Raw genomic sequence first — 14,721 nt, forward strand, 5'->3', positions numbered from 1 at the left:
CCCTACCCAAGAGGCATAACCTACTGTTTTTTTACTCGACGTGCCGCACCTGTGCTCAATGGGTCGATTCCAGGGTCGCGAGCAACCCCAGATGAGGGTAAAGCGCGTCGATCCTAAGCATGTCCTCGCGCATCTCTTCGATGATCCAGTCACGCACACTTTCTACGATCGGACGTACCGGGCGATTGGCCGGGACCACCAGGCAGCAACGCCGGGAATGGACCCGAAAGGCGTCCGTCGCCGGCACCAGTTCCCCCTTGCACAAGGAGTTCGACACCACGTTCAACCACCCCAGCGCCATGCCCTGGCCCAACAAGGCAGCCTGTACCACCACGGCATAATCGGAGAACACCAGCGCATTGTCGGCACGCCCCGGTGTCTCGAAAGCGGCGGCCCAGCCACGATCCTGGTTGTCCATGCTGATCAGCGTCGGCACTTGTTTTTTGCCCTTGCCCTGAACGACATCGGCCAGGTACTGGGCATTGCACACCGGCAGGGTAATTTCCGGAATAACCAGCGTATCCGTGGCTTTCAGACTGCCTACTTCGAGGTAACGCATGCCCAGGTCGACGTCTACCAGAGGGCCGCCGATCCTGCCGGACATCAATTGATAGCGCATGTCGACGGTGGGGAATCGCTGGCTGAAACGACTCATGCGCGGCATCAGCCAATGGGTGGTGAACGCCGTGGACACCGACAGCGTCACGGTCTCGATCCCCGTCGCCCGTGCCTCGATTTCACTGATGGCCGACTCGATGGTACTGAAGCCTTCCTGTACGCGACGGTACAAAATGCTGCCGCTTTCCGTCAGCCTCGCACCGCCACGAACACGCTCGAAAAGCTGCACGCCGAGGTGTTCCTCCAGACGCGACAACATGCGACTCACGGCCGGCTGGCTGACGCACAGTTCATCCGCCGCCCGGGTGAAGCTGCCACATCGAGCGGCCGCTTCGAAGACGAATAACGAGCTGGAGCTGGGGATCTTGCGACGAAGATTAGACATGATCTGAGTTTATGCCTGGCACAACTATTAGTAAATTGTCCCGAACAAAATTCCCCGCCTATTCTGGTGAGCGGCTGCGTAAGGCGACCACGGATATTCGGCGCGGCACTCCTCCCCTCACGAGACCCTTCCTTGCTATGAACAACAACCTGAAGTTTTACATCGATGGCCGCTGGGTGGAGCCTCACAGCTTCGATCGCCTGCCCGTGATCAACCCCGCCACCGAGCAGGCATTCTGCGAAATCGCCATGGGTGACCTGAACGATGTCGAGGCCGCCGTCATGGCCGCCCAGCGCGCCTTTCCAGCGTTCTCAAGCACATCACCCGCGCAACGCAAACTCTTGTTGCAACGGATTCTGGATGTCTTCATGGCGCGCTACGACGAAATCGCCGAGGCCATCGTCCAGGAAGTCGGCGCGCCGAAAGCCTTGTCCCACGCCTGGCAAGCCGGGATCGGCAAGCATCACCTGGAGCAGTTGCTGCGCACCCTCGACACGTTCGAGTTCCAGAAATCCCGTGGCACCACATTGATTGCCCATGAACCCGTGGGCGTGGTGGCGCTGATCACGCCCTGGAACTGGCCGATCAACCAGATTGTCTGCAAGGTCGCGCCGGCCCTGGCCGCCGGTTGCACCATGGTGCTCAAACCGAGCGAAATCGCACCTATCAATGCCTTGTTGTTTGCCGAGGTCATGCACGAGGCCGGCGTACCCGCAGGCGTTTTCAACCTGATCAACGGCGATGGACCGACGGTCGGTGCCGCCCTGTCCGCCCATCCGCAAGTGGACATGGTTTCGTTCACCGGTTCGACCCGTGCGGGTACGGAAATCGCGCGCCTGGCTGCGCCGACGGTCAAGCGTGTGCATCAAGAACTCGGCGGCAAATCGGCCAACATTTTGCTCGACGATGTCGACCTGCAAGCGGCAGTGACCAGCGGTGTCGACAGTTGCTTTGGCAATAGCGGGCAGTCCTGCAATGCGCCGACGCGCATGCTGGTGCCCGCCGCGCTGCACGACCAGGCCGTGGACATTGCCCGCCGCGCCGCACAAAAACACAGCGTCGGCGCGCCCGATGCGGCCACCACGACCATGGGCCCGGTGATCAGCGAGCGTCAGTACGACAGCATCCAGCGGATGATTGCCATCGGCATCGACGAAGGCGCACAACTGGTGTGCGGCGGACCGGGTCGCCCCGATCACCTGCCTCGGGGTTACTACGTGCAGCCGACGATCTTCGCCAACGTCACCCAGGACATGACCGTTGCCCGCGAGGAAATATTCGGCCCGGTACTGGTCATCCAGGCCTACGAAGATGAAGCGCAAGCGGTCGAGATGGCCAACGACAGCGTGTTTGGGCTGGCCGCCTACGTTCAATCGGCGGACCGGGCGCGTGCTCGCGACGTCGCCCTGAAAATGCGTGCCGGCAGCGTCTATATCAACTATCCAGGCTGGGATTCCGGCGCGCCGTTTGGTGGCTACAAGCAATCGGGCAATGGCCGCGAATACGCCGAATGGGGGCTGGAGGCGTTTCTGGAAGTGAAGGGGATTGTCGGTTGGGGGGCTTGATGCCCCCGTCCTGACAGGTTCGCCGGCCAGGTGGTTGCTACAGTCGAGCCACCACCGTGGCCACACTGCCCGACACTTTCGCCTCAGCCTTGATCAGATCGGCCATGCGCTCGGCGATCATCAGGGTGGGGACGTTGGTGTTGGCGCAGGGAATCGAAGGCATCAGAGAGGCATCACACACACGCAGCCCTCCCACACCGATCACTCGGCCGTCACCGGTGGTGACCGCCAGTGGATCATCGGCACGCCCCATGCGACAGGTGCCCGACGGATGCCAGGTGCCACCGACATTGCGCTGTACGAACTCGGTCAGGGCCTTGTCGTCGGCGAGCAGCCTTTTCAGGGTGACACCCTGGGTGACCAAGCCATGAATCAGCAAGCCCCGCAACGGCCCGGCGATATCCAGCATCCAGCTTAGGGCGCCGCGTTGCAGCGCATTGATCTTGCCCGGCATCGCGACCCTGGCCACCCGTGGTGAGTAGCTCGATGGAAACACCACGCTGCACTCGCGGTTCAAGGCGGACGCCGACAACGTCTGGGCGCCGAAGCGCAACGCCTGCTTCAGACGCTCAAGGTCCCGCACATCGCCCAGCATGTCGAAGCGCACGCTCGGTTCGTCATGGGGATCGCTGGATGTCAGGCGCAGGCGCCCGCGGGAGTAGGATTTGTTGACCCAGAAAAAGATCGTGCCCAATCGATGGCCAATCGAATGCCAGCCGGATCGAGAAAGGATTGCACCGTGCATATCACAGGGCACCGTGTCGGCCAGGCCGGAGGAAAAACGCACGATGGCCTGTTCATGGTGCTCGTCGGGAAACGCCGTGCGGCCTTCGCGGTTGAGCAACGCAGACACCGCAATCGAAGGATGCTCCATCAGGTTGGCGCCCACCCCTGGACGGTCCGCCACCGACGCGATGCCCAGCGACGCCAGATCGTCCGTCGGGCCGATGCCACTTCGCAGCAGCACCGCGGGACTGTGGATCGCACCGGCACAGACGATGACCTCACGCGCCCGCAGGCACTCGACGACACCATGACTGTCGATAATCCTGGCGCCCGTCGCACGGCCCGCCTCGATCAACACCCGATCCACCACGCAGTGGGTGCGCAAGGTCAGGTTCTGGCGTTTGCGCACCTCATCGGTCAGATAACACACCGATGTGGGGATTCGCTCGCCCTGCTCGCTGACGCCAATAGCGCCGACGAACACGCCCTCCTCCCAGGCGCCATTCTGGTCGGCCTTGTGCTCGATGCCGCACCCGACCAGCACCTTCATCACACCTTTGACGAAAGGCGAAAGGCGCTCCGATGGCGTACGCTGGATCCTCACCGGGCCGTCGCTGCCATGCAGCGCCTGGTCCTGCGGCCTGCAGAAGTCGGTGTCGTTTTCCAACTTGCGAAAGTACGGCAGGCAGGTTTTCCAACTCCAGCCATCGGCCCCCAGCGCCTGCCATTCGTCGTAGTCGGCCGGCGCGCCACGGTTGGTCATCAAGGCATTGATCGCCGAGCCGCCACCAGGATCCGCGCCTGCTCATAGCGCCGCGTGGCGCTGGCACGCTGGCCCATCAATGCCGTCAGGCGCTGCCAGATATTGCTGACATCCAGATAGGCGCGCCCCGGGTACCGACTACGTATCTCGGGGGGCATTGTCTGCCGGGAAATATCGCGCCCCGCCTCGATCAGGCACACCTGTTTGTCGGGGTCCTCCGAGAGCCGGGCGGCCAGCACACAGCCGGCCGACCCACCGCCCAGAATCAAATAATCGATCATGCCGACACCTTACTGAACGAACTTGAGCCAGCGATCCTTGGCGGCTATCCCTTCGGCGGAGGCCCACCACTCTTCCGACATCAGCGCTTGCCTGGCCGCATTGTCTGGCGAGCTTGGCAGTTCCTTGGCCCGCTCGGTGGTGATTTTCCCCGTGGCGAACGCCGCCGGGTTTCCTGGACCATAGTCGATGTAGAGCGGCAGGTTCGCTTGCAGCTCAGGCGACACCGCTTCGTTGAGGAACTTCACGGCCGCCGCATAGTTGGGGGCATTCTTCAGGATGCACAACTGGGTGTTTTGCAGCAGGCCGTCGTTATAGGTGAAGGCCACGTCGGGGTTGCTCTTTTGCACGGCGCTGGCGCGACCGTTCCAGATCATCAGCATGTCGACTTCGCCATCGGCGAGCAATTGCGCCGACTGACCACCCGAAGTCCACCACACGGCGATGTTCGGCTTGATCTGCTCGAGACGCTTGTAGGCACGGTCGACATCCAGCGGGTAAAGCTTGTCGCGAGGCACACCGTCGGACAGCAGTGCCGCCTCCAAGGTGCTCATCGGATCGTTACGCAAGGCACGCACTCCGGGGAATGTCTTCACATCCCAGAATTCGGCCCAGGTCTGCGGCACTTTTTTCAGGTTTTTCTTGTTGTAGCCAATGACCGACGAATAGAACTCGTAAGCCACCGAGTACGGCGTGCGGTAGGCCGCCGGCATGCTCTGCACGTTCGGCAACTTGCTCAGGTCCAACGGTTCGATAAGCCCCTCCTTGCCACCGCGCAGGCAGTTGGAGGGTGGTGTATCGATCACGTCCCAGACCGGTTTCTTCGCTTCACCCTGGGCCTTGACCATCGGCCAGGCATCGGGGGCGCTGTCCTGCTTGATGGTGATATTCAGCAGCTTGGCCGCCGGATTCAGAATGGCCTTGGTCTGGGCCTCCTGGTAAGCGCCGCCTTGGGAGACAAAGGTGATTTCGTCGGCCACGGCGGGCGTGGCGCACGCCACCGAAAGACTCAACAGGGAAATGACGGAACCGATCGTTTGAGCAACAGACAAGGTTTTCATGGCAAATCATCCTGGACGTAGATTAATTCGGCAGCGTTAAAACCTCGACTGAACACCCTGCACCAGCGTGCTTTGCTCAGGTTTGATTTTATTGTTCGACCGAGCGGGACATTTCGACGTTACAAGAGCATGACACCACGGGGCAATGCACGAATAGTCAGGGATGTCATAACTTAAAATCATGTTGATTTTCCTAGGCACCTGCCCTCGATCGCCCCGGCCACTCGCCTACCTGAACGCCGCGAACGGCAAGCGTCTAGCCAACTCCTGCGCGAGGTAGCGGGCGAACACCGAGATGCGTTGCGGAATATGCCGGCGATGCTGATAGACCACAAAGATATCGGCTCTGGGTGCCTGGTAATCGCTGAGCACCGCCCGCAGGCGCCCGCTTTCAAGGTGCTCCTGAACATCCCAGCGAGAACGCAGGATCAGCCCATGCCCGTCCAGGGCTAGGCGTAACGCGACCTCTCCATCGTTGCTCGACAGCGTGCCGCTGACCTTGTGCGAGTAATCCTGACCAGCCTTGCTGAAACGCCAGATCGCGTAATCACTGCCGAACTGGCGCAGTATGATGCAGTTATGCCGAGCCAGATCGGCCAACCCCGTCAGCTCAGGCATAGCTTCAAGGTATTGTGGAGAGGCGCAGAGGATGCGCGGATTTTCCAGCAGGCGCAACGCGATCAGTCGCGAATCGGGCGGCTCTCCCATGCACACGCTCATGTCGAACTGGTCATCCAGCAGGCTTGAAGGCTGGCTGGACAACTCCAGGGAAAGCTCCAACTCCGGGTGCAATCGGGCGAAGCTGGAGACCACCGGTGCCAGGTGTTGCCGGCCGAAACCTAGGGTGCCATTGATCCGCAAGCGTCCCTGCAACGTCGGCTGCCGGCTGTTGAGCGCACTCTCCAACTCTTCCAGTTGCAGCAGGATCGGCCGCCCTCCTTCCAGATACAAAGTCCCTTCCGGTGTCAGCGACAGGCGTCGGGTGGTGCGCTGCAGCAACTGCACCCCCAGACGTGCTTCAAGCTGGCTCAGGCGTTTGCTCACCGCTGGCAACGACAGGCCGAGGTGCCGCGCCACTTCGGTGAGACTGCCGCGTGTCGCCACCTGCTGGAAGAAACACAAGTCATCGGTCATCGTCATGGATTATTTCCTTAAAACTAAGAATGGATTTCACACGAGGCCAATTATTAATAAAGAACTACTGAATACACTGGCAATCAGTTCACATCAATCCCAGGAGTCGAATCCATGAGCAAAGCCCAGTACAAAATTGCAGTGATCCCCGGCGACGGCATCGGAAAGGAAGTTATGCCCGAAGGCGTGCGCGTACTCGACGCCGTGGCGGCTAAACACGACCTGGAATTGCGATGGGACTGGTTCGATTTCGCCAGCGCCGATTACTACCTGGCCCACGGCAAAATGATGCCCGACGACTGGTTCAGCATTCTCAAAGACTACGACGCGATCTACTTCGGTGCGGTGGGCTGGCCAGACGTCGTGCCTGATCACATTTCCCTGTGGGATTCACTGCTGCAGTTCCGTCGCGAATTCGACCAGTACGTCAACCTGCGTCCGTGCCGTCTGATGCCGGGCGTCAAGGCGCCGCTAGCCGATCGCAAGCCGGGCGACATCGACTTCTGGGTCGTACGGGAAAATACCGAAGGTGAATACTCCAGCGTGGGCGGCAAGATGTTCCCGGGCACCGATCGGGAAATCGTCTTGCAGGAGACCGTCATGACCCGCATCGGCGTCGACCGCATTCTCAAGTTCGCCTACGACCTGGCCCAGAGCCGCCCGAAGAAACACCTCACCTCCGCCACCAAATCAAACGGCATCGCGATCACCATGCCGTACTGGGATGAGCGCGTCGTCGAGATGGGCAAGAAATTTCCTGAAGTGAAGGTCGACAAGTACCACATCGACATCCTCACCGCGAACTTCGTCCTACATCCGGACTGGTTCGACGTGGTGGTCGCCAGCAACCTGTTCGGTGACATCCTTTCCGATCTCGGCCCCGCCTGCACCGGCACCATCGGTATCGCGCCGTCAGCCAACATCAACCCGGAGCGCAACTTCCCAAGCCTGTTCGAGCCCGTGCACGGCTCGGCGCCAGACATCGCCGGCAAAGGCATTGCGAACCCAATCGGACAGATCTGGTGTGGCGCGATGATGCTCGAACATCTAGGCCACCCGCAGGCAGGCGCGGCGGTGCTGACGGCCATCGAAACGGTGTTGGCGATGGGACCGGGAAACGCGCCATTGACCGCCGACATCGGCGGCAAGGGCAATACCGAAGCCCTGGGCAAGGCCATCGCCGCTGCGGTCTGAGCCGGCAAATAACGCGCAATCTTCCGTTCACAGCGCGTGATACGGGAGATTGTTGCGCGTGACTTTGGCATCGTGTGAATACCTTTCCAGCGCTTGCGAGAGACACCATGACCCTGCTGTTCAAAGTCGACGATGCCCGTGGCGGCGCCTGGAAATCAATGTTCGAACAACACGCGCCGGACATCGACGTGCGCTTCTGGCCGGACATCGGCGACCCGTCGCAAGTACGCTACTTTGCGGCCTGGCAACCGCCACGGCAGCTGCATGAACGCTTCCCGAACCTGCAAGTGATCTTCGCCACCTCGGCGGGAGTCGATCAATTCGACCTCGGCGAGCTGCCAGAGCACATCAAGGTCGTCCGCATGCTTGACCCCGGCATAGCCCAAGGCATCGTCGAGTACGCCTGCTTCGCCGTGTTGAGCCTGCATCGACAGATCCCGCTGTACCTGTACCAACAACAGGCCGGGCACTGGCAAGACCACCTCCTGACCCCGGCAGCGCAACGTCGCATCGGAGTCATGGGCCTGGGTAACCTGGGTGTTGCGGTGCTGCAGAGCCTGCGTGCATTCAACTTCCAGTTGCATGGCTGGGCGCGCTCGCAGAAGCGCATCGACGGCGTGCAATGCCATGCCGGGGGCGACCAGCTCGAGACTTTTCTCAATCAGTGCGACATTCTGATCTGCCTACTGCCACTGACCGACGACACTCGCGGCATGCTAAACGCGAGAACGCTGGCCGCACTGCCAAAGGGTGCCAGCCTCATCAACTTGGGCCGGGGCGGTCATCTCAAGGAAGATGATCTACTTCAAGCACTGGATGGCGGACAACTGAGCCACGCCATTCTCGACGTGCTCAACGAAGAACCGCCTCCGCCGGATCATCGGTTCTGGCAGCACCCCCATATCTGGCTGACGCCACACGTTGGCGCAATGACGGCACCGCAGAGCGCGTTCGGGGGGTTGCTGGCCAATATCAGGCGTCATCAGGCCGGCGAATCCATGCAAGGCCTGATCAAGCACGGTCATGGGTATTGAGGCTCCGTAGAAAAAAGTACCAGAAGGTCTTTTTTCTTTTTTCCGTGTCGCGATTTTCGAAAGGTCAGTTGAATTGTGTCAGGCGAAGTGTCTGATGGTGGCAGAATCGGCACCTGAAGCTCGGCGGCTTACCTGCCGGACCGGTCTGGGCGTAAAGTAAAGCAAAGATCTGATCGATTTTATCGGTGCTCAACTTGCGCCGTAATTGCAGCCTAGACATCACCTCACCGTGTCTTCCAGTTTCCAGCCGGCGCCATCTTGGAAGTAGGGATACGCCAGCGAGGTTGCGCAGGGTCGGCACTTTTAGCTTCGTCCGGCGGCGTCCTGGCTGATCAGGCCAGATACGCCCTGGGCAGGATTCTGGATAGCGTAGGGGTCGACCGTGCCCATCTTTTGGAATAAACCACTGCCCACGGCCTCACGATAGTGGCAAGCAACACAACCGATGCTCTTGAGCAGTTGATAGCCTTGCAGGACTGTCGGGCTGATGGTCTTCTTGTCTCCCTTGAGCCGGCGGTCAAAAGGCGCATCATGGGTGACCACAGGTTTCCTCAACCGCGGCGATGGCGCTGGTGACGTCGTCGAACTGATCCCTTCATCGCCATAGACCTTTTGAAGGACGCTCATGTAGTGGTCTAATGAAACCGGACACCCCTTTAGGCGAGAATACCCGCCAGACTGAGGTGTCAGATGACCAAGCAACGCCGTACCTTTTCACCAGAATTCAAACGCGAGGCTGCTGACCTCGTGCTCAAGCAAAACTACAGCGTCGTCGAAGCCAGTCGCTCACTGAGTGTGGGTGAGTCGGCGCTGCGCCGTTGGATCGACCAGCTTCAGCAAGAGCGTACCGGCGTCATGCCCCAGAGCAAGGCCCTGACACCCGAGCAGCAAAAAATCCAGGAGTTGGAAGCTCGGATTGCTCCCCTCGAACGCGAGAAATCAATATTAAAAACCGCCTCCCCGGCGCTCCGCGGCCCATTGGGCTAGAAACACTACGTACTACAGTTACATCCTGGACAGTGGTCGCTGGCTTTTTGGAGGCTAAGTCCCCGTCAAAAAACTTGACCCAGGGGAAGCTGCGGACCCGTTAGTGGTGGCGCTTTCATGACCCGTTTAGGAATGTGATTTGATCCGAGTCCCCGTCCAGTCCTGCCCTGCCCTTGACTGGAGGTGCGTATGAAAAAGTCTGACTTAAAAACCAGAGGGTTACCGGTAATTAATACTCGAGCGGCCGGCATTGATATCGGTTCACGCTTTCATGTTGTCGCCGTTCCAGCTGATCTCGCGCAAGATCCGATTCAGACCTTTAATGCCTTCACCGCTGATCTTGAGCGGATGGCTAACTGGCTAGTGAGCCTCGGCATCTCGACAGTCTCCATGGAGTCGACCGGCGTTTATTGGATTCCGCTTTACGAGATACTCGAAACGCACGGACTTCATGTGGTACTTGCCAATGCCCGAGATGCTCGCGCAGTGCCTGGGCGTAAAACCGACGTGAATGATGCGCAGTGGATTCAACGACTCCATTCTTGCGGATTGCTTCGAGCTAGCGTCCGTCCAGATCGCGAAATCTCGGCTTTACGCAGCTATTTAAGATTGCGAGAGCGCCACCTTGACTACGCGGCCGCGCATATTCAGCACATGCAAAAAGCCCTCACACATATGAATCTGCAACTGCATCATGTTGTGGCGGATGTCACCGGAGTGACCGGTATGCGAATAATCCGAGCCATTGTGGCCGGTGAGCGAAGCCCGTCAGTATTGGCCGCCATGAGCGATACTCGCTGCAAAGCTGGTATTGATGTCATTGAGGCTGCGTTAGTAGGCAATTATCAACCGGAACATATATTTGCCCTATCACAAGCACTGACGATGTATGACGCGTACCAAGCGCAGTTCCTCATCTGTGATCAACAAATTGCACAAGTGCTCATCAAGCTTTCGCAGGAAAAGGTGCGCCCGTCAGAACCATTGCCTAAACCCCGTCATAAAACCCGGCAACCTAATGCGCTTAACTTCGATGTTCGCACGTTGCGCTATCAACTGGTCGGTGTGGACCTCACGCAAATACATGGTATTGGCCCCTTTTTGGCACTTCGGCTGGTCGCCGAATGCGGTACAGATCTGAGCCGATGGCGTACTTGTCATCATTTCACTTCGTGGCTGACGCTCGCACCGGGATGTAGGATCAGTGGCGGCAAGGTGCTTTCCGCTCATACTCGGAAAACCAAGAATCGAGTGACCGCCCACCTGCGCTTGGCTGCTGTCAAAGTCGGGAGAACGAGTACTGCGCTTGGGGCCTTCTACAGACGTCTTGCCGCTCGAATCGGAAAAGCCAAAGCAGTCACCGCGACCGCCCGGAAAATTGCGATTCTGTTCTACAACGCGATGCGTTTCGGTATGAGCTATCAAGATCCCGGAGCAGACCAGTACGAACAGAGATATCGGGAGCGAGTCGTAAAAGGTCTACATCGCCGCGCTGCCGAATTTGGTTTCACTCTTCAGCCTGCGGAGGGTGTTTCTTAGGAAGGCCTCCGCGCTCTTGATGGCCGAGGAACACGAGCGTTCGCGTTAATTGTTCAACTTCGTTCTGAAGAGCCTGTTGATCTGTTGTGCTCGGTATTTGAAGTTGCTCGATCTTGTTATTACGCGCACTGTCGCAAGCGCCGATTTCCGGACGTTGAGCGGTTGGTTCTACGCAGCCGCGTGAACGAGCTGTTCACTCACAGCCGCAGCGCCGCGGGCAGCCGAAGCATCATGTTTATGATACGCGAGGACGGCATAGAAATTGGGCGCTTCAAGGTGCGCAAGCTGATGAGCGAAATGAAGCTAATCAGCAAGCAACCCGGTTCACATGCTTACAAAAAGGCGACGGTCGAGCGGCCAGATATCCCGAACGTGCTGGATCGAGCGATCACCGTATCGACACCAAACGAAGTTTGGTGAGGTGACATCACTTATGTCTGGGCTCAAGGTCTTTGGCACTATTTGGCTGCCGTCATCGATCTATTCGCCCGTCGCGTGGTGCGCTGGGCATTTTCAGCGAAGCCCGATGCCGACCTGGTGATCAAGGCCTTGGACATGGCCTATGAACGGCGTGGTCGGCCACAGAGTGTGCTGTTTCACAGCGATCAAGGCAGCCAATACGGTAGCCGAAGCTTCCGTCAGCGACTGTGGCGTTCTCGCTTCACACAGAGCATGAGTCGGCGCGGAAACTGCCACGACAATGCGCCGATGGAAAGGTTGTTTTGCAGCTTGAAAACGGAATGGGTACCGATCGTAGGCTATGTGAGCGCTTCGCTGGCACAGCAGGATATCGGCCGGTTTTTGATGCAACGCTACAACGGGCAACGGCCACACCAATTCAACGGCGGGCTAGCGCCCGCCGTGGTTGAAGAAAAACTTCACGCAGTGTCCGGGATTAGTTGACCACTACAATCCGACCTCATGGCATTGTGCGTGAGGCTAACGTGATGATTCAGCCTCCTGATGACTCTGCATCGCACAGCAGTTCCAACAACTCATTCGCCAGGGTCGCCGCTTCTTCTCGATAGTCGTTGTTCCAGCGGCAGGACCAGTTATCCGGCTTTCCCTCATCCTCCCATTGCGCCAACGCAAGCCCGTTGAGTATTTCCAGCTCGAACCAAACACGCTGCCATGCAAAGTTATCCTGAATTGACGCCGTGTCTTGCCACAGGAATTCTGTTTGAGCGACAAATGCCGCCCACGCAAACAGATTCTCTGAGGCTCGCTCGCCAAGCGTTCGGAAGTATTTTGCGCTAGCCAAAGAACGATTCCCTGTAGTCGTGGACATGTTTAGTGAACGTCTATTCCCGGATAGAGATCTTCAGGTGGATGAAAATCGGGGTTCTCAAAGCGGCTGTTCTTGTAATAGGTTTTTGTCGTCGGTCCATCGCCGCCATAGGTCACCTGCGGGTTTGGTGTGAGATGCCAACCGCTTCCTTCCTTGTCGCGCTCGATCAGCGATGCGTACAACCTACAGTTGCCTGCTGAGCCGGATGTTAGCCTGAATTGGTAATAGCGTCCGGCTTGGGGCGTGAACTTCGCTGAGACGTTGCAGGAACGAGTGCGTGCGCCCTCCCAGAACAGATCCACCCGCGTTTCGATACCGGGTCGAATCTGTGTTTCGTAATAGTCCCATGTCAGGTCTTGTCCTGCCTTGGGCATGCCCACTTCCTGTGTGTGGGTGAACGGTAACGGGCTTGAGCGAACGGCGCCACCCGAACGCTTGCCGTTTTCGTATTGGTAAATTTCGGCGTGCTGCGTGTAGTCGACGATACGTACTCAGGCGGGGTTGGGCTCGTTTTCGGGCGTGGTGAAATAGTTGGTGTGGGGCAGATACTGGCAGCCTGCGAACATAGGCAATGCAAGCAGGCAGAGCAGACGGCGTATCGACATAAAACATTTCCTTTTGCAGAGTCAAGATTACAGACCGCAAAAGCAGAGACGGATCGCGTAACGACTGAAAATTTTGTGGCTGAATTGTCGCGACGATTTCGTTTTTAGCCGGTCACAACAGGCAGATTTAGCCGGTCACAACAGGCAGAAATCGGCCAAAAACCGCCGATCGGATCAGGCGACTTCCGACCCGCTTCCGTCATTCAGAACTGGCTAATTGGCAAAAGTCAGACAATTGAGCGCGTCTATAAAATCAGGGGCGATTCACATCTTCGTACCGCTTATCGGGCATATCTATTTAGTTGAACAGTAGGGGCTCGCGGGGTGCCAAAAAATAGTGCTTAAAATTTGCATCAAGCCATCACCCCGTAGGAGAACACATTGACAGCCATCATCTATAACGGGCCCCTCGACGTCAGCATTCAGAACGTTCCCGACGCAAAAATTGAAAAAGCCATTGATGTGCTCGTTCGCATCACCACCACTAACATCTGTGGCTCGGATCCTCACATGTACGAAGGACGCACCAGCTTTGAAGCTGGCAGGATTCTGGGTCACGAAAATATGGGTGAAGTGATTGAAATCGGCACCGCCGTTGACCGAGTCAAGGTAGGTGATATGGTCTGCCTGCCGTTCAACATCGGTTGCGGTTTTTGTGAAAACTGCGAACGAGGGTTGACCGGTTACTGCCTGACTGCCAACCCGGGTAGTGCCGGAGCCGCCTACGGCTTTGCTGACATGGGCCCCAATCAAGGAGGGCAGGCCGAGCTTCTGCGTGTGCCATACGGCGACTTCAATTGTCTGGTGCTGCCAGAAGACGCCAAGGAAAAAGAAGACGATTACGTCATGCTGTCGGACATATTCCCAACCGGCTGGCATTCCTCTGAGCTTTCAGGGCTGTTACAGGGCGAAAGTATTGCCATTTACGGTGCTGGGCCTGTAGGCCTTATGGCTGCCCGCTCGGCGTTGATCAAAGGCGCCTCTCAGGTGTTCGTTGTGGACACTCACCCAGATCGACTGGCGTTGGCAGCCAAAATAGGCGCCACACCTGTCAACGGCGCAGAAACAGATCGCGGCTGCGAATGCGTGGGCTATCAGTGCTGGGACAAACACGGTCATGAGGCTAATCACGTCACGATGAATAACTTGGTGGCAACTACAAAGCCAACCGGCGGCATCGGCGTCGTGGGGGTTTTTGTGCCCCAGGATCCTGGCGCTGAAAATGAATTGGCAAAGGAGGGAAAAATGGCTTTCGACTTCGGCTCATTTTGGTTCAAAGATCAACAGATCCGAACCGGATAAGCCAACGTCAAGGCCTACAACCGTCGTTTGAGCCAGCTAATTCATCACGATCGCGCCAAGCCTTCGCAAATCATTTCCCACAGCTTGAAGCTGTCTGAAGGGCCTGACGCTTACAAACACTTCGACGCCCGTGACGATGGCTGGACCAAAGTCGTGCTCAAACCAGGAGCCTGATAAGTTTATTTATAATGAAGTCGTCGTAGATGCGAGGGCTTTTTTCAGGCTTGCAAGGCTACACATC

Annotated in this window: 12 protein-coding genes and 3 pseudogenes; 7 read left to right on the forward strand and 8 right to left on the reverse strand. The window is 58.1% G+C overall.

Annotated features, from left to right (window positions below; genetic code table 11):
* Positions 1–55: 55 nt before the first annotated feature.
* A complete protein-coding gene (locus ACUN0G_RS32875) occupies positions 56–1,003 on the reverse strand; it encodes a LysR family transcriptional regulator (RefSeq protein WP_445575469.1) in 948 nt (315 codons plus the stop codon).
* A 137-nt stretch (positions 1,004–1,140) separates the two neighbouring features.
* Here ACUN0G_RS32875 and ACUN0G_RS32880 point away from each other — a divergent pair, with 137 nt between their 5' ends.
* Positions 1,141–2,568, forward strand: coding sequence for an aldehyde dehydrogenase family protein (locus ACUN0G_RS32880; protein WP_445575470.1), 1,428 nt, complete (start codon positions 1,141–1,143; stop codon positions 2,566–2,568).
* Positions 2,569–2,605: 37 nt separating this feature from the next.
* Here the strand turns inward: ACUN0G_RS32880 and ACUN0G_RS32885 are convergent, their stop codons facing one another.
* The 4 genes from ACUN0G_RS32885 to ACUN0G_RS32900 form a co-directional block, all read right to left on the reverse strand.
* A complete protein-coding gene (locus tag ACUN0G_RS32885; protein ID WP_445575628.1) occupies positions 2,606–4,057 on the reverse strand; it encodes a GMC family oxidoreductase in 1,452 nt (483 codons plus the stop codon).
* On the reverse strand, positions 4,057–4,338 hold the full coding sequence (locus tag ACUN0G_RS32890; protein ID WP_445575471.1) for an NAD(P)-binding protein: 282 nt from the start codon (positions 4,336–4,338) through the stop codon (positions 4,057–4,059). The genes ACUN0G_RS32885 and ACUN0G_RS32890 overlap by 1 nt, the downstream gene beginning before the upstream one ends.
* Positions 4,339–4,347: 9 nt before the next feature.
* Entirely contained in the window at positions 4,348–5,397 is a 1,050-nt protein-coding gene (locus tag ACUN0G_RS32895; RefSeq protein WP_445575472.1) for an ABC transporter substrate-binding protein, read from the reverse strand.
* Between the two features lie 228 nt (positions 5,398–5,625).
* Complete coding sequence (locus tag ACUN0G_RS32900) at positions 5,626–6,537, reverse strand: LysR family transcriptional regulator (protein ID WP_445575473.1); 912 nt, start codon at positions 6,535–6,537, stop codon at positions 5,626–5,628.
* Positions 6,538–6,645: 108 nt separating this feature from the next.
* Here ACUN0G_RS32900 and ACUN0G_RS32905 point away from each other — a divergent pair, with 108 nt between their 5' ends.
* Both ACUN0G_RS32905 and ACUN0G_RS32910 read left to right on the forward strand, forming a co-directional pair.
* Positions 6,646–7,725 (forward strand): tartrate dehydrogenase, encoded by a 1,080-nt coding sequence (locus ACUN0G_RS32905; protein ID WP_445575474.1) that lies wholly within the window; start codon positions 6,646–6,648, stop codon positions 7,723–7,725.
* 107 nt (positions 7,726–7,832) lie between these two features.
* The gene (locus ACUN0G_RS32910) at positions 7,833–8,759 is read left to right on the forward strand and encodes a 2-hydroxyacid dehydrogenase (RefSeq protein ID WP_445575475.1); all 927 of its coding nucleotides are present in this window, start codon (positions 7,833–7,835) and stop codon (positions 8,757–8,759) included.
* 303 nt (positions 8,760–9,062) lie between these two features.
* Here the strand turns inward: ACUN0G_RS32910 and ACUN0G_RS32915 are convergent, their stop codons facing one another.
* On the reverse strand, positions 9,063–9,386 hold the full coding sequence (locus tag ACUN0G_RS32915) for a hypothetical protein (protein WP_445575476.1): 324 nt from the start codon (positions 9,384–9,386) through the stop codon (positions 9,063–9,065).
* Positions 9,387–9,449: 63 nt separating this feature from the next.
* Here ACUN0G_RS32915 and ACUN0G_RS32920 point away from each other — a divergent pair.
* The 3 genes and pseudogenes from ACUN0G_RS32920 to ACUN0G_RS32930 all read left to right on the forward strand — a co-directional run.
* Positions 9,450–9,728, forward strand: a pseudogene (locus ACUN0G_RS32920) (transposase); the annotation flags it as partial.
* A gap of 207 nt (positions 9,729–9,935) precedes the next feature.
* Positions 9,936–11,285, forward strand: coding sequence for an IS110 family transposase (locus ACUN0G_RS32925; RefSeq protein ID WP_445575477.1), 1,350 nt, complete (start codon positions 9,936–9,938; stop codon positions 11,283–11,285).
* Positions 11,286–12,188, forward strand: a pseudogene (locus tag ACUN0G_RS32930) (IS3 family transposase); the annotation flags it as partial.
* 49 nt (positions 12,189–12,237) lie between these two features.
* Here ACUN0G_RS32930 and ACUN0G_RS32935 read toward each other — a convergent pair.
* On the reverse strand, positions 12,238–12,546 hold the full coding sequence (locus ACUN0G_RS32935; protein ID WP_445575478.1) for a hypothetical protein: 309 nt from the start codon (positions 12,544–12,546) through the stop codon (positions 12,238–12,240).
* Between the two features lie 29 nt (positions 12,547–12,575).
* A complete protein-coding gene (locus ACUN0G_RS32940) occupies positions 12,576–12,947 on the reverse strand; it encodes a hypothetical protein (RefSeq protein ID WP_445575479.1) in 372 nt (123 codons plus the stop codon).
* Positions 12,948–13,559: 612 nt separating this feature from the next.
* Here ACUN0G_RS32940 and ACUN0G_RS32945 point away from each other — a divergent pair.
* Positions 13,560–14,654 (forward strand): annotated as a pseudogene (locus ACUN0G_RS32945) (glutathione-independent formaldehyde dehydrogenase).
* Positions 14,655–14,721: the final 67 nt, after the last annotated feature.

Source organism: Pseudomonas sp. 32A (genome assembly GCF_052682255.1).

Excerpts from the sequence above, each read along its gene's own strand:
- ACUN0G_RS32915 (WP_445575476.1), bottom strand. The coding sequence starts at position 9,386 with ATGAGCGTCCTTCAAAAGGTCTATGGCGATGAAGGGATCAGTTCGACG.
- ACUN0G_RS32885 (WP_445575628.1), bottom strand. The coding sequence starts at position 4,057 with ATGACCAACCGTGGCGCGCCGGCCGACTACGACGAATGGCAGGCGCTG.
- ACUN0G_RS32910 (WP_445575475.1), top strand. The coding sequence starts at position 7,833 with ATGACCCTGCTGTTCAAAGTCGACGATGCCCGTGGCGGCGCCTGGAAA.
- ACUN0G_RS32880 (WP_445575470.1), top strand. The coding sequence starts at position 1,141 with ATGAACAACAACCTGAAGTTTTACATCGATGGCCGCTGGGTGGAGCCT.
- ACUN0G_RS32895 (WP_445575472.1), bottom strand. The coding sequence starts at position 5,397 with ATGAAAACCTTGTCTGTTGCTCAAACGATCGGTTCCGTCATTTCCCTG.
- ACUN0G_RS32875 (WP_445575469.1), bottom strand. The coding sequence starts at position 1,003 with ATGTCTAATCTTCGTCGCAAGATCCCCAGCTCCAGCTCGTTATTCGTC.
- ACUN0G_RS32905 (WP_445575474.1), top strand. The coding sequence starts at position 6,646 with ATGAGCAAAGCCCAGTACAAAATTGCAGTGATCCCCGGCGACGGCATC.
- ACUN0G_RS32940 (WP_445575479.1), bottom strand. The coding sequence starts at position 12,947 with ATGCCCAAGGCAGGACAAGACCTGACATGGGACTATTACGAAACACAG.
- ACUN0G_RS32925 (WP_445575477.1), top strand. The coding sequence starts at position 9,936 with ATGAAAAAGTCTGACTTAAAAACCAGAGGGTTACCGGTAATTAATACT.
- ACUN0G_RS32890 (WP_445575471.1), bottom strand. The coding sequence starts at position 4,338 with ATGATCGATTATTTGATTCTGGGCGGTGGGTCGGCCGGCTGTGTGCTG.
- ACUN0G_RS32900 (WP_445575473.1), bottom strand. The coding sequence starts at position 6,537 with ATGACGATGACCGATGACTTGTGTTTCTTCCAGCAGGTGGCGACACGC.